The 22,558-nt window shown below is 73.2% G+C and carries 11 protein-coding genes and 1 pseudogene; 4 read left to right on the forward strand and 8 right to left on the reverse strand.

Translation table 11 applies throughout. The annotated features are described in order from the left end of the window. Positions 1–789: a sugar phosphate isomerase/epimerase family protein gene (locus ACZ4WQ_RS08750; RefSeq protein ID WP_398374308.1), complete on the forward strand. Its 789-nt coding sequence runs from the start codon at positions 1–3 to the stop codon at positions 787–789. Between the two features lie 160 nt (positions 790–949). On the opposite strand, the gene ACZ4WQ_RS08755 is transcribed toward ACZ4WQ_RS08750, so the two are convergent. Further along, complete coding sequence (locus tag ACZ4WQ_RS08755; protein ID WP_311722200.1) at positions 950–1,642, reverse strand: response regulator; 693 nt, start codon at positions 1,640–1,642, stop codon at positions 950–952. Next, complete coding sequence (locus ACZ4WQ_RS08760; protein ID WP_468022178.1) at positions 1,639–3,300, reverse strand: sensor histidine kinase; 1,662 nt, start codon at positions 3,298–3,300, stop codon at positions 1,639–1,641. The genes ACZ4WQ_RS08755 and ACZ4WQ_RS08760 overlap by 4 nt, the downstream gene beginning before the upstream one ends. Positions 3,301–3,398: 98 nt before the next feature. Here ACZ4WQ_RS08760 and ACZ4WQ_RS08765 point away from each other — a divergent pair, with 98 nt between their 5' ends. After that, on the forward strand, positions 3,399–4,523 hold the full coding sequence (locus ACZ4WQ_RS08765; protein WP_311722202.1) for a Bug family tripartite tricarboxylate transporter substrate binding protein: 1,125 nt from the start codon (positions 3,399–3,401) through the stop codon (positions 4,521–4,523). Positions 4,524–4,594: 71 nt separating this feature from the next. Here the strand turns inward: ACZ4WQ_RS08765 and ACZ4WQ_RS08770 are convergent. From ACZ4WQ_RS08770 to ACZ4WQ_RS08795, 6 genes and pseudogenes are all read right to left on the reverse strand, one after another. Then, positions 4,595–5,227 (reverse strand): annotated as a pseudogene (locus ACZ4WQ_RS08770) (acyl-ACP desaturase); the annotation flags it as partial. Continuing rightward, positions 5,224–6,093 (reverse strand): SAM-dependent methyltransferase, encoded by an 870-nt coding sequence (locus ACZ4WQ_RS08775; RefSeq protein ID WP_361182151.1) that lies wholly within the window; start codon positions 6,091–6,093, stop codon positions 5,224–5,226. The pseudogene ACZ4WQ_RS08770 and the gene ACZ4WQ_RS08775, both read right to left, overlap by 4 nt. Next, the gene (locus ACZ4WQ_RS08780) at positions 6,090–6,365 is read right to left on the reverse strand and encodes an acyl carrier protein (RefSeq protein ID WP_311722204.1); all 276 of its coding nucleotides are present in this window, start codon (positions 6,363–6,365) and stop codon (positions 6,090–6,092) included. Before ACZ4WQ_RS08780 ends, ACZ4WQ_RS08775 begins: the two co-directional genes overlap by 4 nt. Beyond that, a complete protein-coding gene (locus tag ACZ4WQ_RS08785) occupies positions 6,362–6,892 on the reverse strand; it encodes a PaaI family thioesterase (RefSeq protein WP_385337721.1) in 531 nt (176 codons plus the stop codon). Before ACZ4WQ_RS08785 ends, ACZ4WQ_RS08780 begins: the two co-directional genes overlap by 4 nt. Then, a complete protein-coding gene (locus tag ACZ4WQ_RS08790) occupies positions 6,889–7,755 on the reverse strand; it encodes a ferritin-like domain-containing protein (RefSeq protein WP_311722207.1) in 867 nt (288 codons plus the stop codon). The genes ACZ4WQ_RS08785 and ACZ4WQ_RS08790 overlap by 4 nt, the downstream gene beginning before the upstream one ends. Beyond that, positions 7,752–9,464 carry an AMP-binding protein gene (locus tag ACZ4WQ_RS08795; RefSeq protein WP_468022124.1) on the reverse strand — a complete coding sequence of 571 codons (1,713 nt, stop codon included), beginning with the start codon at positions 9,462–9,464 and terminating at the stop codon, positions 7,752–7,754. Before ACZ4WQ_RS08795 ends, ACZ4WQ_RS08790 begins: the two co-directional genes overlap by 4 nt. Positions 9,465–9,830: 366 nt before the next feature. On the opposite strand from ACZ4WQ_RS08795, the gene ACZ4WQ_RS08800 reads away from it, so the two are divergent. Further along, positions 9,831–16,712, forward strand: coding sequence for a type I polyketide synthase (locus ACZ4WQ_RS08800; RefSeq protein ID WP_468022125.1), 6,882 nt, complete (start codon positions 9,831–9,833; stop codon positions 16,710–16,712). Beyond that, the gene (locus ACZ4WQ_RS08805; RefSeq protein ID WP_468022126.1) at positions 16,705–22,554 is read left to right on the forward strand and encodes an SDR family NAD(P)-dependent oxidoreductase; all 5,850 of its coding nucleotides are present in this window, start codon (positions 16,705–16,707) and stop codon (positions 22,552–22,554) included. The genes ACZ4WQ_RS08800 and ACZ4WQ_RS08805 overlap by 8 nt, the downstream gene beginning before the upstream one ends. Positions 22,555–22,558: the final 4 nt, after the last annotated feature.

The following is a 22,558-nucleotide window of genomic DNA, read 5'->3' on the forward strand; positions in this document are numbered from 1 at the left end:
ATGACATATCTGTGGTCCGTCTTCACCAAGCCCTGGTCCGCCCTGCCCGGTGACGAGCTGGGCAAGCTGGTCTCCGGGCTCGGATTCTCCGGCGCCGAGGTCCCGGTACGGGACAGCGCCTATGTCACCCCGGCCGAGGCGGAGCGGCTGCTGCCGGCCTTCGCCGCCCAGCTGAGGGCCGAGGGCGTCGAGGTCATCAGCGTCGCGAGCGGCCTGGACGAACCCGTCTTCGCGGCCTGCCGGGCGGCGGACGTACCGATGATCCGTGTCATGGCCGAGCTCGGCCCCGACGGCTACACCGCCTCCGTCCGCCGCTTCCGGAAGCGCCTGGAGGCCGCCGCGCCCCTGGTGAAGCGGTACGGCGTACAGGTCGGGGTGCAGCCGCACCACGGGCGCTTCGTCTCCTCCACGCTGGGCGTGATGGACCTCCTCGACGGGCTTCCGGCGGAGGGTTTCCGGGTGGTGTGGGACGCCGCACACGACGCGCTCGCGGGCGACGACCCCGGGGTGACGCTGCCGTTGGTCGTCCGCCGGCTCGGGATCGTCAACCTCAAGAACGTCATCCATGTCCCCGTCGAGCCCGCCGGGACGTCGGTCGGCGGTCACTGGAAACCGTGGTTCGTCCCCGGCGCCGAGGGGCTGTCCAACTGGTCCGCGGTCCTGGGCCGGCTGGCCGACCTGGGCTGGGCGGGTCCCGTCTGCCTCTCCGGCCAGTACTCCGACCCGAGCGTCCCGGTCGAGGAGCGCCTGGTGACGGATCTGGCGGCGGCACGCGCGGCGAGCGCCTGACGGCGCCCGAGCGGGGTGTGTGCGGCGCGTGCGGGGCCGTGTTCCATGGAGTGCCCCCTCCCCAGCGGGTGTTCCGGAGGATCGCTGTCGCCGTCGCGCACCCCGACCGGGAGGTCCGCAAGATCCGGGCTCCTGGACCCCCGGGTCGGAGGGCCCGCCGCTACGCGCGCCAGTCGTACCGGCGCTCCGGGCGGCCGGTCGAGCCGTAGCGCAGGGTCACGTCGGCGTGGCCGGTGTCGTGGAAGTACTCCAGGTAGCGGCGGGCGCTCACCCGGGAGACGCCGGTGGCGGCCGCCGCCTCGGTGGCGGAGAGCGTGCCGTCCGCGTCGCGGAGCGCGCGCTCGATCAGATCGGCGGTCTCCACACTCATGCCCTTCGGCAGGGCGCTGCCCGCGGGGGGTGTGAACGCCCCGGCCAGGACGCGGTCCACGTCCGCCTGGCCGCGGACGACGGTGGTGAGCAGCCGTCCGCGCCGGGTCGCGTACCGTTCGAGGCGGGGCTGGAGGTCCTCGTAGTCGAAGGGCTTGAGGAGGTAGTCGACGACGCCGTGGCGTACGGCGTCGCGCACCGCGTCGGCTTCGCGGGCCGCGCTGATGACCAGGACGTCGCAGTCGTGTCCGGCGGTGCGCAGCCGGGGGATGACGTCCAGGCCGAAGACGTCCGGCAGATACAGGTCGAGCAGGACCAGGTCGGGGCGCAGCTCGTCCACCGCCTTGATCGCCTGCTCGCCCGTGTGCGCGGTGCCGACGACCCGGAACGAGGGGACCCGTTCGACGAAGGTGCGGTGGACCCGGGCGACCATGAAGTCGTCGTCGACGACCAGGACGTCGATGGTGTCGGTCGGCTCGGTCATGGGGTAGCTCCTTCCGCCACCGCGTCGGTGGGCCGGCCGACGGACATGCGCGCGGTGAACATGGCGCCCTCGGCCGTATTGGTCACCGCGATCTCTCCGCCGCGGCGCTCACAGACGAGACGGGTCAGGGCGAGCCCGATGCCGCGCTCACCCTCCTGGGCGGCCTTGGTGGTGAAGCCGTGGGCGAAGACCTCCTGGGCCAGCTCGGGGGCGATGCCGGGCCCCGAGTCGCGGACCACGATCTCCACGCTGGCGGCGTCCTGCCTCAGCTCGATCTCCACCCATGCCTCGTCGGGCGGGACGCCGCCGTCGGGCTCGGCCGCGGTGGCCGCGTCGATGGCGTTGTCGACCAGGTTGCCGACCACGGTCGCCACATCCGCGGCGTCCTCCGGGGCGAGCCGGCCCAGCGCCGTGCGGTCGGAGATGCGCAGGGCGACCTTCCGCTCGGCGGCCTGGGCGGACTTCGCCATCAGCAGCGCGGCGACGGCGGTGTCGCGGACCCGGCGGCCGACGGTCATGTCGAGGGAGTGGCGGCGCTGGTTCAACGCGCGGATGTAGCACACCACTTCCTCCTGCTCGCCGATCTGGATCAGCCCGGAGATGGTGTGCAACTGGTTGGCGAACTCGTGCGCCTGCGCTCGCAGCAGCTCCGAGGTGCTGCGGAAGGAGCCGATCTCCCGCTCCAGGTGGGCCAGTTCGGTTCGGTCGCGCAGGGTGGCGACCGAGCCGAGCAGCCGTCCGTCCTTCGTGACCGTCATCCGGTTCATGACCAGGACGCGGCCGTGGCGGACGACGACCTCGTCACGCGCGTTCGCGGTGGTTTCCTGCGTCCCGGTCAGCACGTCGAGCAGCCGTCCGTCGATGCCGAGCTCGGCCACGGTCCGGCCCACGCAGTCCTCGGGCAGGTCCAGCAGCCGTCGGCCCATGTCGTTGACGAGGGTGAGGCGGTGCTGCGGGTCCAGGGCGACGACCCCCTCGGCGATGCCGTACAGCATGGCCTCGCGGTGTTCGGCCAGCCCGGTGATCTCGCGTGGTTCCAGTCCGAGCGTCTGCCGTTTGACGCGGCGGGCGAGCAGCCAGGAGCCGACGACGCCCAGCGCGCTGGCCACGCCGAGGTAGATCAGCAGATACGAGGACGCGCCGCCGAGCCGCTGCCACACCGTCGGGGACGCCTCGCCGACCATGACCGTGCCCAGCCTCCGGCCCGCGTCGTCCCCCGTCGTGCCGAGCACCGGCACCTGGGCCACCAGCTCCCGGTTGCCGTCCCAGTCCAGTGAGCCCGACCAGCCGCGGCCCGCGCCGACCCCCTCGCCGAGCGGCAGCCGGTCGCCGACCACCGTGGGGTTCGTCGAGCTGACGACGCGGCCGTCGCGGTCGGCCACCGTCACCGAGGTGACATCGGACTGCACCCGCGTGGAGAGCACCAGGGGGGCCAGCGCCTCCGCGGGCGCGGGCTTCACCAGCCGGCTGTGCACGAGGGGGTGGGCGGCCAGCTGCTCGGCCAGCGCGCTCACCCGGCGCCCCTCGACCCGGTTGAAGGTGGCCTCCGACTGCGCGAGCGAGACCGCGGCGACCGCCAGCAGCACCACCACGACGATGGCGAGCTGGAGCACCAGCATCTCGCCCGCGAGCGTATGGCGACGGAACACGGCGACCACGATGAATTCAATCTCTCCTGCCGACACAGCCTGGGCGACCCTCCCGCCAGGCCGCACAATCATGACGTCCGCCGTGCGCGAAGCGAAAGGGAGGTGCCATGAGAGGACGTAACCGAGCCCTGTCCGGCACCCTCGCGCTCCTGGTCTCGCTGGTGGCCGGTGGCTGCGGCGTCTGGCCGGGCGCCGGGGGCTCCGATGGCGATCTGCGCGTCCTGGTGCCCAACACGGCCGGGGGCGGATACGACACGACGGCTCGGACCGTGGCCCAGGTGCTGGAGGAAACCGGAACCGCCTCCGATGTGCAGGTGTTCAACCTGCCCGGCGCCGGCGGAACGGTGGGCCTCCAGCGCACCGTCAACGAGCGCGGCAACGGCCGGCTCGCCCTCCAGATGGGCCTCGGGGTCCTCGGCGCGTCGCATGTGCTGCGCACGCGGGTGACCGTACGGCAGACCACCCCGATCGCGCGGCTGATCGAGGAGCCCGAGGCGGTGGTGGTCCGCGAGGACTCGCCGTACCGCACGGTCGGGGAGCTGGTCGCCGCATGGAAGGAGAGCCCGCGGCGCGTCACGGTCGGCGGCGGCTCCTCCCTGGGCGGCCCGGACCATCTGTTCCCCATGGAGCTGGCCGGGACCGTCGGCATCGCTCCCCGGCGGGTGAGATACGTCGCCTACGACGGCGGTGGCGGCGATCTGCTCCCCGCGCTGCTCGACGGCAGGGTCGACTTCGCCACCAGCGGCATCGGTGAGTTCCTGGGCCAGATCCAGGCGGGCCAGCTGCGGGTGCTCGCGGTCTCCGGCGACCGGCCGATGGCCGCGCTGCCCGGTGTGCCGACGCTCCAGGCGTCCGGCATCGACCTGGTGTTCCACAACTGGCGGGGGATCGTCGCGCCGCCCGGCATCAGCCCGGCGGACCGCGAGCGGTGGATCCGGGCGCTGACCGCGCTGCACACCTCACGGCAGTGGAAGGCCGAGCTCACCCGGCACGGCTGGACCGACGCCTTCATCACGGGCGACTCCTTCGCCGCCTATCTGACCCGGCAGGACGCCGTGGTGGCCGGCCTGGTCGCGCGCCTCGGACTCGACCGTCGTCCTGGCCGCGGCGGTCAGACGGAGCGGACGCGGTGGACGAACTCGGCCAGGTCGGCCGCCGACGCGTCGCCCCGTGACGTGGCGAAGTTGTCGACGAGCCGGATCAGGGCGCCGTACGCCTCGGTGTGGTCATAGGACACGGCGTCCGCGATGCTCAGCGACCACCGCCAGTACCCGCCCAGCGTGTCCGCCAGGGGCATGCGGAAGGTGGCGAGCACGTCCTTGAGGTCCGGCACCGTCGCCGCGAGTCCATGCCGCCCGATGTAGGCGGTGAGGAGCTCGGTGTAGAAGGCGAAGTGCCGGGCCTCGTCCCTGGCCAGCCGATGGAGCAGCTCGCGCAGCACCGGCTCCGTGGCGACCGCCTTGAACCGTTGGTAGAAGAGTTGCGTGGCCTTCTCCTGGACCAGTGTGTAGGTGAACGCCTGGACGGGGCTCTCGTACGGCAGCGCGAACTTCTTTCTGCCCTCCTCGGCCAGCTCCCGGATCAGGGTGTCGGGGTCGCTGATCCCGGCCTCGATCTGATAGCGGGTGAGCGCCGAGGCATGCCGTTCCTCTTCGTTCGCCCAGGAGATCAGGAACCGGAAGTACTCGCGGTTGAAGCAGAACTCCTCGATGGCCAGGTCCTCACCGGACACCGGGAAGGAGTCCAGGAAGTAGGTGAGATACCCGGGGATGTGGTCCTCGACGAAGGTGATGAACCGCACCACCGATCGGTCGGTCTCGGTGAGTTCCTCCGGCCGCAGCGTTGCCCAGGGCAGCTCGTCGATGGACCAGTGCTGCCGGTCGGCGTGGCGCACGGCCCGCCGGGTCAGTCTCCCGGCCTCCGCGGGGTCGATCATGGCGCCTCCGCCGGGCCCATCCGGGACTTCAGCGCGCTCAGCGCGTAGTGCTTGGTGGTGTAGCCCCAGCCGGCGTTGGCCGTCCGGAGATAGCGGATGAGCGGCTCGCTCATGCCGGGTGCCACCCGTTCGATACGGTCGCGCGCGGCGTGGGCCCGCTCCTCCCAGTCCTGGATGGTCCGGTGGTAGTGCGCGGTGAGGTCGGAGAGCGCGGTGAGGCTGAACCCGGCCGACTCCACCGCTTCCACGAGAGTGGAGAGCGGCACCATGTCGGCGAACCCGAATATGTTCTCGGTGACATGCCTGGTGCCCGGCCGGCGCGAGAACTCCTCGTAGGCGGCGTGGTTCCGGAAACAGCTCTCCGACAGATACAGCGACCCGCCGCGGCGCAGCAGTTCGTGGACCTTGCGCAGGACCGTGCCCCGGTCGGGCATGTGCACGATCGAGCCGAGCATGGTGACCGCGTCATACACCCCGGCCACCTCGACATCGGTGAAGGCGCCGTGCGTCAGCGTGATCAGCTCCGCCACGCCCGCCTTCTCCGCCTGGGCCCGGATGTACTCGATCTGCGGGCGCGACGGGGTGACACCGGTGACCTGGCAGCCGTACTCCTGGGCCATGAACAGGGTCAGGCTGCCCCAGCCGCAGCCGATGTCGAGCAGCCGCTCACCGCCGGTGAGACCGAGCCGCCCCGCGACAAAGCGCAGCTTGTCCGTCTGCGCCTGGTCGAGGTCGGTGTCCTGGGTGGTGTAGAGCCCGGAGCTGTACTTGAGCCGCCGGTCGAGGTAGGCGGCGAACAGCTCGGCGGGCAGCTCGTAGTGCTGGTTGGTGGCCTGGAATGCCTCTTGGGGGGTCAGAGTGATCACGGCGTCGTCAGTTCCTTGCCGACATAGGTGTGCACCAGGGTGACCAGTTCATCAACGGTCTCGGCGGAGAAGACGGCCTGGTCGTCGAATTCGATGTCCCACCGGCGCTCCAGTTTGGAGACCACCCGCAGCAGTTTCATCGAGTCGGCCCCGGGCAGCGCCTTGAGGGTGTCGGCGGGGCCGATCCCGTCGGGGGAGATCTCCAGTTCGGTGGCGAGGAACTCGGTGGTGATCGCGGCGATCCGCTCGCGGCTGGTGGGCTCGGCGGTCATGACTCTCCCGTACCGTGGTCGAAGTAGTGGCGTACGCGGCCGAAGGCGGCATCGTCGAGCCGCATGAACTCTCTGGCTTGCTGGGAGCGGATCGGCTGGTAGGTGCCGGTGGCCATGACGTGCAGTTCGCCCCCGGGCCCGGTGATCTCGGCCTGGGTGTGCAGCACTCCGTTGCCCTGGCCGCTGATCCGCGCGGCGGTCAGATACGGCTCGCCCACCGCGAGCGGCAGCAACATCTTGCTGCGCAGGGTCACGGAGAACGCGAGCAGGCCGTGCACCAGCGCGAGGGTGTCGCCCATCACCTCGTCCAGCAGCACGTTCACGATGCCGCCGTGCACGATCCCCGGGTAGGAGGCGTAGTTCTCCGAGAAGGCCGTCTCGGCGGCGTGGTCTCCGTTCGGCAGCCGTTTCAGCCGCAGCTTGAGCCCGATCGGGTTGCGTGGCGAGCAGCCGAAACAGTTGAAGGAGGGCTCCGCGTGCCAGGGGAGTTCGATCGCCTCGCCGGTGGTGTTTTGCGCGGTGCTCATGCGGCGACCTTGCTCTTCGGCGACTCCTCGGCGATCGCCCGGCGCACGTCGGACATCTTCGTCAGCCGGTGGCCGGTGAGCGCGGAGAAGTACTTGAACAACTGCTCACAGCACTTCGCCCAGTCGCTGCCGTCCTCGTCCATCTCGGCGAAGTAGGAGAACATCTCGTCGATGGTCTCGTGGTTCTCCAGCTCGGGAAGGTTGCCCTTGAACCGGCTGACCGGATGGCGGTACAGGTCACGGGTGGTTCCCATGTAGATGTACAGGGTTTCCACGACCGACGCGCACTCCTCCGGCCGCGCGGCCAGCTGCTGCGCGGTGTAGTGGACGAACTCGCGTGCGTGCCGCGCCTCGTCGCCGCTGGCCTTCTTCAGGATGGCCGCGAGCACCGGTTCCTCCATGCGGCGGGCGACACATTTGTAGGCGTGGGTGGCGAGGACCTCGCAGATGACATTGGTGGCCAGGGTGGCCGCCCGGGTCACCCCCGGTGGGTACGGTTCGCGCATCGAGGCGATGGTGTGGTGGTCGATGCTGTGGCCCGCCAGCTGGAGCCAGGTCTGGAAGGCCAGGTGGTGCTGGATCTCCTGGTAGCCCCAGACACAGGCGAACTGCGAGAAGTCGTAGTCCATGGCGAACTCGTTCAGCAGTCCGTGGGTCGCTGCGATGACGTTCGACTCGCCCACGATGGCGCCCTTGGCGAACACGATGTGCTCGGGCAGCACCAGATCGGCCCGGAACTCCTCCCACGGGATGTGGTGCAGCTCCCAGGTGGCGTGTTGATACGCGGCGAACACCCGGGCGCTGTGCATCCGGTCGTCCGCGAGCAGGGGGACCCCGGCCGGCGATTGTGTTCTGCTGTTCACACCCGTTCTCCTCGGTCTGGACTTCCGGTGGCGGGGAACACCCCTTCGCCGTCGCCCGCGGTCACGCGCCGCGCGGCCAGCACGCGCTGCCACTTTCCGCTGGTGGTGCGGGGGATCCAGCGGGGTTTGACCGCGTAGACCCGCACCTGGGACAGGTCCAGCTCGGCCGCCACCCGGCTGCGGACCTCCTTGATCACCGGCGCGGGATCGTCACCGGTCTCCACGATGACCCCGATCCGCTCGCCGCCCTCGGCATCGGTGTCGGCGAAGGCGACACAGCGGCGGCGGTAGACACCGGGCACGGTGCGGGCGACGTTCTCGACGTCGTCGGGGAAGAAGTTCTGCCCGTGCACCACGACCATCTCCTTGCGCCGCCCGGTGACATACAGCTCGCCGTCGAGCAGGAAGCCCAGGTCGCCGGTGCGCAGCCAGCCATCCGCGAACACCGCGCGGGTCGCCTCGGGGTCACGGAAGTAGCCGGTGGTCACCGGCTCCCCGGCGATCTGGATCTCGCCGAGCGTGCCGTCGGCCGCCACCGCCCCGTCGTCGCCGGCGATCCGCAGCTCGACGCCGTGCACCGCGCGGCCCACCGAGACGACCGGTTTGGCCCCGGGCGCGGCCTCGGCGACGGGGCGCACGGCACCGGTCCTGGCCAGCTCGTCGCGGTCCACAGCACGGATCCGAGCGGTGTCCCCGGGGGCGGGATAGCTGATCGACAGGGTGGCCTCGGCCATGCCGTACACCGGGTACATCACCGACGGGCCGACACCGCTGGGCGCCAGCGCCTCGGTGAACCGCCGCACGGTGGCCGCGCTGACGGGTTCCGCTCCGTTGAACGCCAGCCGCCAGCTGGACAGGTCGAGCGCGGCGAGCCGCTCCGCCGGCACATGGTCGAGCAGGTAGTCGTAGGAGAAGTTGGGGCCGGTGATCACCGTTCCGCGGTGTGCGGCGAAGTGTTCGAGCACCGTGCCCGGTCGCCGGAGAAACGTGGTCGGCGAGAACGCGTGGACGTCGGCGCCGTTGAGCCAGTGGGCCTGGAGGCCGATGAGCCCCATGTCGTGGAAGGTCGGCACCCACTGGACGAACACGTCGTCCGGGCTGAACCCGCCGGAGACCACACAGGCGCGCAGGCCGGCCATGGTCGTGCGGTGCGGCAGCATCACGCCCTTGGGCAGGCTGGTGCTGCCTGAGGTGAACTGGACGATGGCCAGCGCGTCGGGGTCGACGGTGGGCAGGGCGAGCGGGTCGCCGGTGGAGCCGGGCGACGGCGGGGGCACCAGGGCCACCTCGGGGGCCGTCGTGGCGAGTGCGCGCCCGAGATCGTCGCCCAGTTCGTGATAGTCCCGGTCCAGGACGAGGTGGCGCAGGCCCGCGACACCCGCGATGCGCGCGATGCGCCGCGCGGTGTCCCGCGGATCACCGAATCCGGCCTGGACCGGCAGCACACTGATCGCCGCCCCGGCCCGCCAGAGCCCGAAGACCGTGGTGAAGAACCGGGCGGCGGTGGGCACCAGCACGCCCACGATGTCACCGGGCCGCACCCCGGCGCGCAGAAACGCGTGCGCGGCCGCGGCGGAGGCGATGTGGAGGTCCGCCGCGGTGATGTCGTCGCCCGCGGTGGGAAACCTCGCGCGGGAGTCCGGTGCTGCCTTCGCCAACAGCGCCAGGCTCTCTCCCAGCGTCTGTCCGTCCAGCAAGGCAGGTCGCATGGATCGCTGCAAGCTGATTCCCCTATCGCGGGTCGAAGACCAGATTCCTGCATTCCCGACCCTTAATGGATGAAGAAAGTGCAGGGGGCCGGGCCTGGCAATGACAGTTCTGGAGATTCTCAGCATGGCATGGATGTGCGGGGACTTGCGCCGGCGCCGGGGAGGACTAGGAGATCTGCTAAACACCCGCTCCACCCGGAGGCGGAGCCTGGAATCGCTTGCCGGGAATAGTTACGCTGCCGATCCCGTCGCCTCTTCCCGGGATTACCCGCGTATTCGGTGGCATTCCCTCAAGCGATACGTCCACGGCCCGTGTTCGGCACGATTCCGCCCGACGATGAGACGGTGAACAGGACAGGTGGTCCCATGCAGCCCGGCAGTACCGCTCGCCCGGCGCCGGTCGCGGTGATCGGCTTGTCCAACTGCCCCTCAGGGGTGCCGCCGACCGAAGCGGCGCTGCGGGCGCTGGACAACGCGGGCCTCGTCCCGGAGCGGCTCCGCAAGGCGGCGGCCAGTGTGTTCGCCATGGCGCAGGCCGACCCGATCGCCGCCGAACTGGGCGTGACCGGGCCCGCGCTGACGCTGGACACCCTGCCCGCCGGGGTGGTCCACCTGGCCTGCCAGTCCATCCTCACGGGCGAGTCCGCGCTGGCGCTCGCCGGCGTCGTGTCGCCCGAGGGAAGCAGCGGATTCCTGGTGCTGAAGCCGGCTCCGGCCGCGGTGGCCGAAGGCGACCCCGTCCACTGTGTGATCGACGGCAGCGCGCTGGGCCGCGGTGACGTCGTGCGGCAGGCCTGTGCGCGCGCCGAGGTGGCGGGCGACGGGATTCACTTCTGGTGGCGGGGCGGCTACCACGCGGCCGAGTCCGCACCGGACGGCCTGTTCGACGACGGCGGGCCGGGTGGCGAGGCCGGGGACGCGGTGGCGGCGTTGCTGGAGCTGCCCGTGCTGCTGGGCCGGGGACAGGTGCCGGTCCCCGGAGCCCCGGACCTCGACGGTCGGCTGACCGCGGTTCTCAGCTCCTCGGACGGCGCGGGAACGGCCTGCGCGTTGGTGCTCTCCGAACCGCCCGTGCGCCCCGCGCCGCCGGTGGAGGCTGCCGTCCCGGCGCTGCCTGTGCTGCTGTCGGCGGACAGCGAGGAGACGCTGTACGGCAAGGCGGAGAGCCTGCGCGCCCATCTGGCCGAGCCCGGGGGCCCGGACCTGCTCGACACCGCGCACACCCTGGCGGTCGGCCGCCCGCATCTGCCGTATCGCGCGGTGCTCCTCGCCGCCGACCGCGCGGAACTCGCCGACGGGCTCGGCGAGCTGGCCGCGGGCCAAAGCGGCGCGGTGCGGGCCGACACCGGTCGCAAGGTGGCCTTCCTCTTCCCCGGTGAGGGCGGCCAGCGCCCCGGCATGGGGCGTGAGCTGTATCCGCTGTTCGACGTGTTCGCGGACGCGCTCGACGAGGTGTGCGCACACCTGGACGCGGTCGCCACCTGGTCGGTCCGCGATCTGCTGCTCGACACGGGCAAGGCCACCGAGGTCGCGCCGGCCGACGAGGCGCTGTACACCCAGGACGCGCTGTTCGCCCTTCAGGTCGCGCTGTTCCGGCAGTTCGAGCACTGGGGCGTACGCCCCGACTTCGTGGCCGGGCACTCGGTGGGGGAGCTGGCCGCCGCGACGGCGGCCGGGGTGTTCTCCCTGCCCGACGTGTGCGCGCTGCTCGCCGAGCGGATCCGGCTGTTCCGGGAGAGGACACCCGTCGGCGGCGCGATGGTCGCGATGCGCGTCACCGAGGCCGAGGCCCTCGAATCGCTGGCCGGACACGAACACCTGGTCGCCCTCTCCGCGGTGAACGCCCCGAACTCCGTCGTCGTCTCCGGAGATCGCGAAGCCGTGCTGCGGATCGCCGCGCTGTGGTCGGAGCGGGGGCGCAAGGTGAAACAGCTGCCGGTCGACCGGGCTTTTCACTCACCGCATATGGCCGCGATGGCCGGGGACTTCGAGCAATTCGCCCGCGGCCTCGTCACACGACCGCCGCGCATTCCGATCGTCCCGGTGCACCACGCGCTCGGAACCGATCCCACGGTCGTCTGCCTGCCCGAGTACTGGGGTGCGCAGGTGCGCGGCACCGGGCATTTCCTCCAGTGCGTGACCGGCCTCGACGCGGCCGGAGTGAACACCTATGTGGACATGAGCGCGAACGGCGTGCTGGCCGCGCTGGTCGAGGAGACCCTGCCCGAGCCCGCCGCCGCGAAGGCGCACATCACCGCGGCCCTGCACGGCGGCGGGTCCGATCTCCGTGCCGTGCTCGGCACGCTGGGCGGGTTGCACGCCCACGGCGTCCCGGTGGACTGGCCCGCCGTCTTCGGCGGCTGGGGCGGCCGCCGCACCCATCTGCCGACCGAGGTGGCACAGCCCGCCCGCGCCGTGTCCCGGTCCACGGATCTGCGGCGGTCGATCCGGATCGAGACCGAGGCGATGACCGGGGGTGGCTACGGGCCGGACCGGTCGTTCTTCGAGCTCGGGCTGGACTCCCTGGCCGCCGTGGAGCTGGTGAACCGGCTGCGGAAGCGGACCGGGCTCAAGATCGCCACAGCCGCGCTGTTCGACCACCCCACCCCGAACCGCCTGGCCGCACACCTGGAGCACCGCGCGCCCCGGCCGGTGGCCGCCCGCCCCCGTCGGACCGGCCCGGACGAGCCGATCGCGATCGTCGGGATGAGCTGCCGGTTTCCGGCCGGAGTGCGATCGCCGGAGGATCTGTGGCGGTTGCTCGTCTCCGGCCGGAACGTCATGTCGCCGATGCCCGAGGACCGCGGCTGGGACCTGGCCGCGCTGTACGACCCGGAGCGGAACCGCCCGGGCACCAGCTATGTGCGCGAGGGCGGATTCCTCCACGACGCCGCCGAGTTCGACCCCGCGTTCTTCGGCATCGGCGGACACGAGGCCCTCGAGATGGACCCGCAGCAGCGGTTGCTGCTCGAACTGTCCTGGGAGGCGATCGAACGGGCCGGCATCGACCCGGTCACCCTCCGCGGCAGCGACACCGGGGTCTACGCCGGGCTGTCCCACGGCCAGTACGGCACCGGCGCCGGCCACCCGGACCTCCATGTGCGACCGCATCTGGCGATCGGCACCGGCGCCAGCACGGCCTCCGGCCGGATCTCGTTCACCCTCGGCCTGGGCGGGCCCAATCTCGCGATCGACACGGCGTGTTCCTCGTCGCTGGTGGGGCTGCACCTCGCCGCCGCCGCGCTGCGCCGCGGCGAGTGCTCGCTGGCGCTGACGGGCGCGGTCACCGTGCTCTCGTCGCCCATGGTGTTCGTCGAGTTCAGCCGCCGGGGCGGGCTCGCGCCGGACGCCCGGGCCAAGCCGTTCGCCGAGGGCGCCGACGGCACCGCCTGGTCCGAGGGCGGCGGGATGTTCGTCCTGGAGCGGTACTCCGACGCACGCCGCAACGGCCATCCGGTGCTGGCCCTGGTCGTGGGGTCGGCGGTCAACTCCGACGGCGCCAGCAACGGGTTCACCGCGCCCAACGGCGCCGCCCAGCACCGGCTGCTGGTCTCCGCCCTCGCCGACGCCCGGCTGAGACCGTCCGACGTGGACGTCGTGGAGGCGCACGGCACCGGGACGATGCTCGGCGACCCCATCGAGGCCGGCGCCCTCCTGGAGGCGTACGGTGCGCACCGGCCGCCGGACCACCCGCTGCTGGTGGGCTCGTCGAAGTCCAACCTGGGCCACACCCAGGCCGCGGCCGGTGCCGCGGGGGTGATGAAGATGGTGCTGGCCATGCGGCACGGGCTGGTCCCGGCGACCGTCAACGTCGACCGGCCCAGCCCGCACGTGGACTGGGACGCGGGGCTGCGGCTGGTGACCGAGGACACGCCATGGCCCGACCAGGGACCGCTCCGGCGGGCGGGCGTGTCGTCGTTCGGCATCGGTGGGACCAACGCCCATGTCATCCTCCAGCAGCCGCCCGCCGAGCCACCGGCCCCGGCGGAGCCCGCGCGGACCGTCCGGCCGCTGTGGACCGTCTCCGGCGGCTCGCCGGCCGCGCTGCGCGCCCAGGCCGGACGGCTCGCCGCGCACTGGGACGCCCGTCCCGACCTCGACGCGCTCGACATCGGCTTCTCGCTGACCCGGACACGCTCGGCGCTGACCCACCGGGCCGTGCTCACCGGCGGTGACCGGAACCGGCTGCGGCGCTCGCTGACCGCCCTGGCGGGTGGACGACCCGACCCCGGCCTCACGGTCGGCGCGGTGGCCGAGGGCGGCCTGGCGTTTCTGCTGACCGGTCAGGGCAGCCAGCGCGTGGGCATGGGACGCGGGCTGTATGCCGCCCACCCGGCCTTCGCCGAGGCCTTCGACGAGGTGTGCGCCGCGCTGGAGCCGCCCGTGAAGGAGACGGTGTTCGGGACCGACCAAGCCCCCCTCGATCGCACCGAGTTCGCGCAGCCCGGGCTGCTCGCCTTCGAAGTGGCGCTGTTCCGGCTGTTCGAGAGCTGGGGCATCCGGCCGGACCTGCTGCTGGGCCACTCCCTCGGCGGGCTGACCGCCGCCCATCTGGCCGGGGTGCTGTCCCTCCAGGACGCGTGCACGCTGGTCGCGGCGCGCGGCTCGCTCATGCAGGCGCTGCCCCGGGAAGGGGCGATGTACGCGGTGGCGGCCGCGCCGGACGAGGTTGCCGAGCTGCCTCCGGGCGTATCGCTGGCGGCGGTGAACGGGCACCGGTCGGTGGTGGTCTCCGGTGTCGAGGAGGCGGTCGTCGCGGTGGCGGAGCGGTTCCGCGCCCAGGGGCGCAGGACCACGCGCCTGAGGGTCGGCCACGCGTTTCACTCGGCCCTGATGGACCCCATGCTCGACGCGTTCCGCACCGTCGCCGAGGGGCTGACGTACCACCCGCCCGAGATCCCTGTCGTGTCCGATCTGACCGGGCGGCTCGCCGAGCCCGGTGACCTGTGTTCCCCCGAGTACTGGGTCCGCCATGTGCGCTCCACGGTCCGGTTCCGGGACGGGATGCGGACCCTGCGGGACGAGGGCGTCACCACCTTCCTGGAGCTGGGACCGGACACGACGCTCACCGAGATGGCCGCCGACTGCCTCGATGAAACCACCGAGGCGGCGGTGATCCCCGCCCTGCGCCACGACGATGTGCTCGGCGCCGTCGCGGCGCTTCAGGTCCGCGGCCACGGGCCCGACTGGTCTGCGTGGTACGCCGGAAGCGGGGCGCGCCGCGTGGACCTGCCCACGTACGCCTTCCAGCGCAAGCGGTACTGGCTGCTGCCGGAGGCGGCGGAACACCGTTCCCAGCGGACGGACTCGGCGTTCTGGCGGGCCGTGGAGAGCGAGGACACCCAGGCGCTGAGCGATCTGCTGGGCACCGGCACCGACCGGACCCTCGGCGAACTGCTGCCCGCGATGGCGCGCTGGCGGCGCGATCACGACCGGGAAGCCGCGATGGACCGGCTGCGGTACCGGATCGGCTGGCGGCCCACCGCGGACCGGGTCGCCACCCGGCGCGACTGGCTGATCGTCCATTCCGAGGCCCTCCCCGTACCGGACCCGCTCCGTGACGCGCTCGGCACCCGGACACTCCCCGTCGCCATCGGCGCGGACCGCGCGGAACTCGCCGAGCGTCTGGCGTCCGTGACGGGCGGCGCACCGCCCGGCGGGGTGCTGTCCCTGCTGGCCCTGGACGAGCGGACCCATCCGGAAACGGCCGGAGTACCCGCGGGGCTCGCGCTGACCACGGCGCTCATCCAGGCCATGGGGGACACCGCCCTCGACGTGCCCTTGTGGTGCGCGACCCGGGGAGCGGTGTCCACCGGCCACGGCGACCGGCTCGGCAGCCCGGCGCAGGCCATGGTGTGGGGACTCGGCCGGGTCGCGGCCCTGGAGCACCCCGGGCGGTGGGGCGGACTGGTCGATCTGCCTCCCACCGTGGACGCACCGGCGGCCGAACGGCTGGCCGGGATCCTCTCCGCCACGGACGACCAGGCCGCCGTCCGCGCCTCCGGAGTGTTCGTACGGCGCCTGCTGCGCGCGCCGCTGCGCACCGGGCCCCGGCGCGGCTGGCCGCTGCGCGGAACCACCCTCGTCACCGGGGCGTTCGGGGCGCTCGGCGGACACGTCGCCAGATGGCTGGCCGCCGAGGGCGTCCAACGGCTGCTCCTGACCGGCAGGCACACCGACGACCCCGAGCTGGTCGCCGCACTGACCGCGCTCGGCGCCGAGGTCGACACCGCGGCCTGCGACGTGGGCGACCGGGAGGCGGTGGCGGCCCTGCTCGCGGGGATCCCCGGGGACCGCCCGCTGACCGCGGTCGTCCACGCGGCCGGGGTACTCGACGACGGCGTCATCGACGCCCTCGATCCGCCGCGGCTCGCACGCGTCCTGCACGCCAAGGCCACCGGCGCCCGCAACCTCCACGAACTCGCGGGGGAGCTCCGGGCGTTCGTGCTGTTCTCCTCCGCCACCGGCGCGGTCGGCAACGCCGGCCAGGCCAACTACGCGGCGGCCAACACCTACCTCGACGCGCTCGCCGAACAACGCCGCGCCGACGGACTCGCGGCCACCTCGGTGGCCTGGGGGCCATGGGGCGCCGGAGGCATGGCGGTGGACGGGGCGGACGCGCGGATCGTGGGCACCCGGCTGCGCCGCAACGGCATGACGGTGCTCGACCCGGACCTGGCCGTCGCCGTACTGGCCCGGGCCTTCGCGGACGACGAGTCCGGACTGGTGATCGCGGACATCGACTGGGCCCGGTTCCTCACGGCGTTCGCCACCACCCGCGACAGCGCCCTGCTCGCGGACCTGCCCGAGGCCCGGCGGGGCGAGGCCGTCGATCCGCCGACGGAGGTCTCCTCGCTCGTCGGCCGGCTCGCCGGGATGTCGCGGGCCGAGCGGGTCCGTGTGCTGCGCGACCTGGTGTGCCAGGACACCGCGCAGGTGCTCGGGCACGAGTCGGCCGCGCAGATCCAGCCCGGAAAACCCTTCCATGAGCAAGGGCTCAGCTCGCTGGGCATCGTCGAGCTGCGCAACCGGCTCAGCGCCCGGACCGGCCTGCGGATGCCCGCCAACACGCTGTTCGACCACCCCACCCCCTCCGCGCTGGCCGGCCACCTCGCCGCGGAACTCGCCCCGGCCGTCCCACCCGAGCCCGTACCGGAGGCGGAGCCCGGGACGGCGGACCTCGAGGCCGTCCTGAGCCGCGCCGAAGAGGAGCTCTCCCGGGCCGGGGAGGACCGGCTCGATGGCTGACGACCGCAGGCTGCTCGACACCGTGCAGCGCCTCACCACCGCGCTGCGGGACACCCGGGAACGCCTGCGCGTGGCCGAGGCCGGCGCCCGCGAGCCGATCGCCGTCGTGGGGGCGGGCTGCCGGTTCCCCGGCGGAGTGGGCGACCCGGAAGGCCTGTGGCGGCTGGTCCGCGAGGGGCGGGACGCCGTCACGCCCTTCCCCACCGACCGCGGCTGGGCGGACGAGTTCACCGGCGCGGGGGCGTTCCTGACCGACCCCGGCTGGTTCGACGCGGGCTTCTTCGGCATCGGCCCCCGCGAGGCCCTGTCGATGGACCCGCAGCAGCGGCTGATGCTGGAAATCTCATGGGAGGCCGTGGAACGGGCCGGCATCGACCCGCTGTCCCTGCGCACCTCCCGGACCGGGGTGTTCACCGGCACCAGCGACCAGGACTACCGCGGCCTGCTGGGGAGGATCAGCAACCACAACGAGCACACCGACCACCTGGCGACCGGCACCGCGGCCAGTGTGCTGTCCGGGCGGGTCGCCTATCTGCTCGGGCTGGAGGGCCCGGCGGTCTCCATCGACACCGCCTGCTCGTCCTCGCTGGTGGCGTTGCATCTGGCCGTCCGGTCGCTGCGCTCGGGGGAGTGCGATCTCGCGCTGGCCGGGGGCGTCGTCGTGCTGTCCACCCCCGGACTGTTCACCGCCTTCCAGCGCCAGGGCGCGCTCGCCGCGGACGGCCGCTGCAAGGCGTTCGCCGAGGCGGCCGACGGCGTGGGCTGGGGCGAGGGCGCCGGGGTCGTGCTCGTGGAGCGGCTGACCGACGCCCTCGCCCACGGCCACCCCGTGCTGGCCGTGATCCGGGGCACCGCGATCAACTCCGACGGCGCCTCCAACGGGCTGACCGCGCCGAACGGGCGCGCCCAGCAGCGGGTCATCCGCGACGCGCTGGCCGACGCCGGGCTGTGCGGCCGCGACGTGGACGCCGTCGAGGCACATGGCACCGGGACCCGGCTCGGCGACCCCATCGAGGCGGCGGCGTTGCAGGCGGCGTACGGCGGCGACCGGGAAGCCCCGCTGGCACTCGGATCGGTGAAGACGAACATCGGGCACACCCAGGCCGCCGCCGGGATCGCCGGAGTACTGAAGACCGTACTGGCGCTGCGCCACCGGACCCTCCCGAAGACCCTGCACGTGGACCGCCCGTCGTCCCAAGTGGACTGGGATGCCGACGCGGTGGAGCTGCTCACCGAGAGCCGCCGGTGGCCGCCCCGCCCGGGCCGCCCCCGGCGCGCGGGAGTGTCCGCGTTCGGCATCAGCGGCACCAACGCCCATGTGATCCTGGAGGAGGCGCCGCCCGCCGAAGCGCCGACGCCCGGCGAAACCCCGGCCGCCCCCGGGGCGGAGCCGCTGCCGTGGGTGCTCTCGGCCCGCACCGACTCCGCGCTGCGCGCCAGGGCGAGACAGTTGCTGTCGCACCTGGACGGCAGGGACCCGGCAGGCGTCGCACACGCGCTGGTCACCTCCCGCAGCACGTTCGAGCGCCGTGCCGTGGTGCTCGACACAGAGCCGCGGGCCGCCCTGACCGCGCTCGGCCGCGGCGCCGCCGCGCCCGGCCTGGTCACCGGCACCGCCGATCTGACGGGCAAGGTGGTGTTCGTCTTTCCCGGCCAGGGCGGTCAGTGGGCGGGCATGGCCGGCGACCTACTGGAGACGTCGCCGGTGTTCCGGGAACACATCCACCGCTGCGCCCGGGCGCTGGCGCCGCACGTGGACTGGGACCTGATGGACGTGTTGCGGCAGCGGCCGCACGCGCCCTCGCTGGAGCGCGTGGACGTGGTGCAGCCGGCGCTGTTCGCGGTCATGGTCGCACTCGCCGCCCTCTGGCGCTCCTGCGGCATCGAGCCGGACGCCGTGGTGGGGCACAGCCAGGGGGAGATCGCCGCGGCCCATGTGGCCGGCGCGCTGTCCCTCCAGGACGCCGCGCTGGTGGTGGCCCGGCGCGCGAAGGCGCTGACGGGGCTGTCCGGCCACGGCGGCATGGCCGCGGTGGAGCTGTCGGCGGACGAACTGCGGCCCCGGCTGGACGGGAGGCTGTCCATCGCCACGGTCAACGGGCCCGGATCGGCGGTGGTCGCCGGGGACACCGACGCCCTCGACGCGCTGCTGGCGGACCTGGCCGAGTCCGGCGTACGGGTGCGGAAGCTGCCGGTGGACTACGCGTCCCATTCGCCCCAGGTGGAGCTCGTCCGCGACCGCGTCCTCGCCGAGCTGGCGCCGATATCGCCGACGGCCACGGACATCCCCTTCCACTCCTCGGTGACCGGCACCGCGCTCGCCGGGACGGAGCTCGACGCCGTGTACTGGTACCGGAATCTGCGTCTTCCGGTGCGGTTCGACGAGGCCCTCGCCGGGCTCGCGGCGCCGGAACACTCGTTCTTCGTGGAAGTCGGCGCACACCCCGTGCTGGTCCCGGCGATCGCGGCGGCCGTCGGTGACAAGGCCGTGGCCGTCGGGTCGCTGCGCCGCCGGGAGAGCGGCCGCGCGGCGCTGCTCGCCTCGCTCGCCGAACTCCATGTCCGCGGGCTGTGCCCGGAGTGGACGGCATGGACAGGGCCGGACACACCCGCATTCACCGAACTGCCCACCTACCCCTTCGAACGCAAGCGGTTCTGGCTGACACCGGGCGAGTCCGGAAGCGGCGAACACCCCTTCCTGGACACCGCGATCGAGCTGGCCGACAGCGATGAACTGGTGCTGACCGGACGCCTGTCGATGGCGTCGGCTCCATGGCTGGCCCACCACCGGGTGCTGGACGAGGTGATCCTGCCCGGCACCGCCTGGCTCGAATGCGCGCTGCACGCGGGCGCCGTGGCGGGCTGCGCCACCGTCGAGGAACTCACCCTGGAAGTGCCCCTGGCCCTGCCGGACGAGGGCGCCGCGACCGTGCAGCTGCGGGTCGGCGCGCCGGACGGCACCGGGCGCCGCGCGCTGCGCCTCCACGCCAAAGTGGACGGCGCGGGCTGGGTGCGCCACGGCGACGGTGTGCTGAGCCCGGCGCCCACCGAGCCCGAGGGCCCGGAGAAGTGGCCACCCCCCGGCGCCGAGGAGATCCCGCACACCGGGCTCTACCCCGCGCTGGTCGGCCACGGGCTGCGCTACGGCCCCGCGTTCCAAGGGCTGCGCGCCGTGTGGCGGCGCGGCGACGCGGTGTACTGCGAGGTGGCCTGCCCGGTGGACACCCGCGGCTTCGTGGTCCACCCGGCGCTGCTCGACTCCGCCCTGCACGCCATCGGATTCGGCGCCTCTACGAATGGCGGAGCCGCAGACGGCCCGCTGCTCCCGTTCGCATGGACCGGGGTGACCGCGCACCCGGCCCGGCCCTCGACGCTGCGGGTGCGGCTGTCCGGGTCCGCCGAGAACGGGGTGCGGCTGACCGCGACCGACGGCGAGGGCGCGCCGGTGCTGTCGGTGGACTCGCTGGCGCTGCGCCCGGCGGCCGTACGGAGCGCCGCCCCGCGCGACGCGCTGTTCCGGACCCGGTGGGTCGAGGTGCGCCCGGCGAGCGGCCTGGCATCGGAGACCATCGCGACCGTCGGCCTGGACACCGGCCACTTCCCGAACTTCGATGATCTTCCGGCGCTGGCGGAGGCGGTCGCCGCGGGGCTGCCGGTGCCGGGCGCGGTGCTTGTCGCGGGCTCCCGCGGCTCGGTCCGGGAGTCCGCGCACCGTGCGCTGAGCCTGGTCCAGTGGTGGAGCGCGCACCCGGAGTTCGCCGCCTCCCGGCTGGTGTTCCTCACCTCGGGCGCGGCGGCGGCCAGGGCCGGCGACGACCTCCCCGACCTGGCCGGCGCGGCCGTCATCGGCCTGGTCCGGTCGGCGCAGACCGAGGAACCCGGCCGGTTCGTCCTGCTGGACGCCGACGAGATCACCCCGCACACGATCACCGCCGCCCTGGCCGCGGAGGAACCGGAAGTCGCCCTGCGGGGCGGACGAGTGCTGGCGCGCCGCCTGGTGCGGGCCGTCCCCCGTGGCCCGGGGCGGTTCGCCGGGCCCGAGGACACCGTCCTGATCACCGGTGGCACCGGCACGCTCGGCCGCCTGCTGGCCCGCCACCTGGCCGCCGCGCACGGGGTGCGGCGGCTGGTCCTGACCGGCCGCCGTGGCCATGCGCCAGGGCTGCGGGACGAACTCGCCGCCCTGGGCGCCACCGCCACCGTGGCCGCCTGCGATGTCACGGACCGGACAGCGCTGGCCGAGCTGCTCGGCACACACCGGCCGACGGTCGTGGTGCATGCGGCCGGGGTGCTGGACGACGGCGTGGTGACGGCCATGACGCGAGAGCGCGTCGACGCCGTGCTGCGGCCGAAGGCCGAGGCCGCGCTCGCCCTGCACGAGCTGACCCGGGATCTGCCCCTGACGTCGTTCGTGCTGTTCTCGTCGGCCGCCGCCACCGCGGGCAGCGCGGGCCAGTCGAACTACGCCGCCGCCAACGCCGTGCTGGACGCGCTGGCGCACCACCGGCGGGCGCGGGGGCTGCCCGCGGTCTCGCTCGCCTGGGGCCTGTGGCGGGAGCGCAGCGACATGACCCGCCATCTCGACCCGGCGGCCGACTCGCTGTCCACCGAGGAGGCGCTGGCGCTGTTCGACGCCGCGGCCGCCCTCGCCGACCCGGTGCTGGTGCCCGCCCGGCTCGACCCGCGCGGCCAGGCCGGGCCCCTGCTGCGGGAGCTGGTGAACCGGCCGGAGACGCCGGGGGGAAGCCTGCGCCGACGGCTCGAACCGCTGGGCGGGCCGGAGCGCGAGCGGACGCTGCTCGACCTGGTGCTGGACACGGTCGCGCTGGTCCTCGGGCACGACGGCACGCACGAGCTCAGTCCGCAGGCCGGGTTCCTGGAGATGGGCGTGGACTCGCTGGCCGCCGTCCGCATCCGCAACCACCTCGGCCAGGCGCTCGGCGTACGGCTGCGGGCGACCGTCACCTTCGACCATCCGACACCGCCGGCGCTGGTCCGGCATCTGCTGGAGGTGCTGGCCCGGCCCGCGGACCAACCGGCCCCGGAGGAGCGCGGCGAGACCGTCGACGAGCTGATCGCCAGGGCCAGGGCCACCGAATGGGGGACGACGCGCACCTACTTCTCCTCGCTGGACGAGCTGCCGCGGATCCCGCGACCGACCCGGCTGGCCAGTGGCCCGGAGGGACCGGCCCTGGTGTGTGTCACCTCGGCCATCGGCACCTCGGACCCCGTGCAGTACGCGCGCCTGGCGAGGCCGTTCCAGGGTGAGCGGGACGTCTGGGCACTGCGGCAACCGGGTTTCCACCGCGGCGAGGCGCTCCCGCGGACCTCGGAACTGCTGCTGCGGACACACGCCGCCGGTCTGCGCGTGGAGCTGGGGGAGCGGCCCTTTGTGCTCGCCGGCCTGTCCTCCGGCGGCCTGATCGCCCATATGCTCGCCCGGTACCTGTACGACCAGGGCACCCCGCCCGCCGGTGTCGTCCTGCTGGACAGCTACGCCCCGGGCGAGGACGAACGGCTCGCCGTCCTGGCCCCCGGCCTGCGGGGGGAACTCCAGCACCGGGCGGACGACCCGGACTCGGCGATGCCCGGCGACGACAGCTGGGTCACCGCCATGCTGCACTACGAGACGTTCGACTGGCCGTTCACCGAGCTTCCGGCCCCGGTGCTGTTCGTGCGCGCGGGGGCGCCGCTGGAGGGCTGGCCTGACGACTGGGCCCCCGTCTGGCCGTTCGACCACACCGCCGTCACCACCCGCGGCAACCACTTCACCATGCTGGAGGAGCACGCCCCGCACACGGCGGCCCTGATGCGCGACTGGCTGCGGGCCACGTACGGCTGAGGCC

The organism is Streptomyces sp. NPDC028305, from assembly GCF_055569495.1.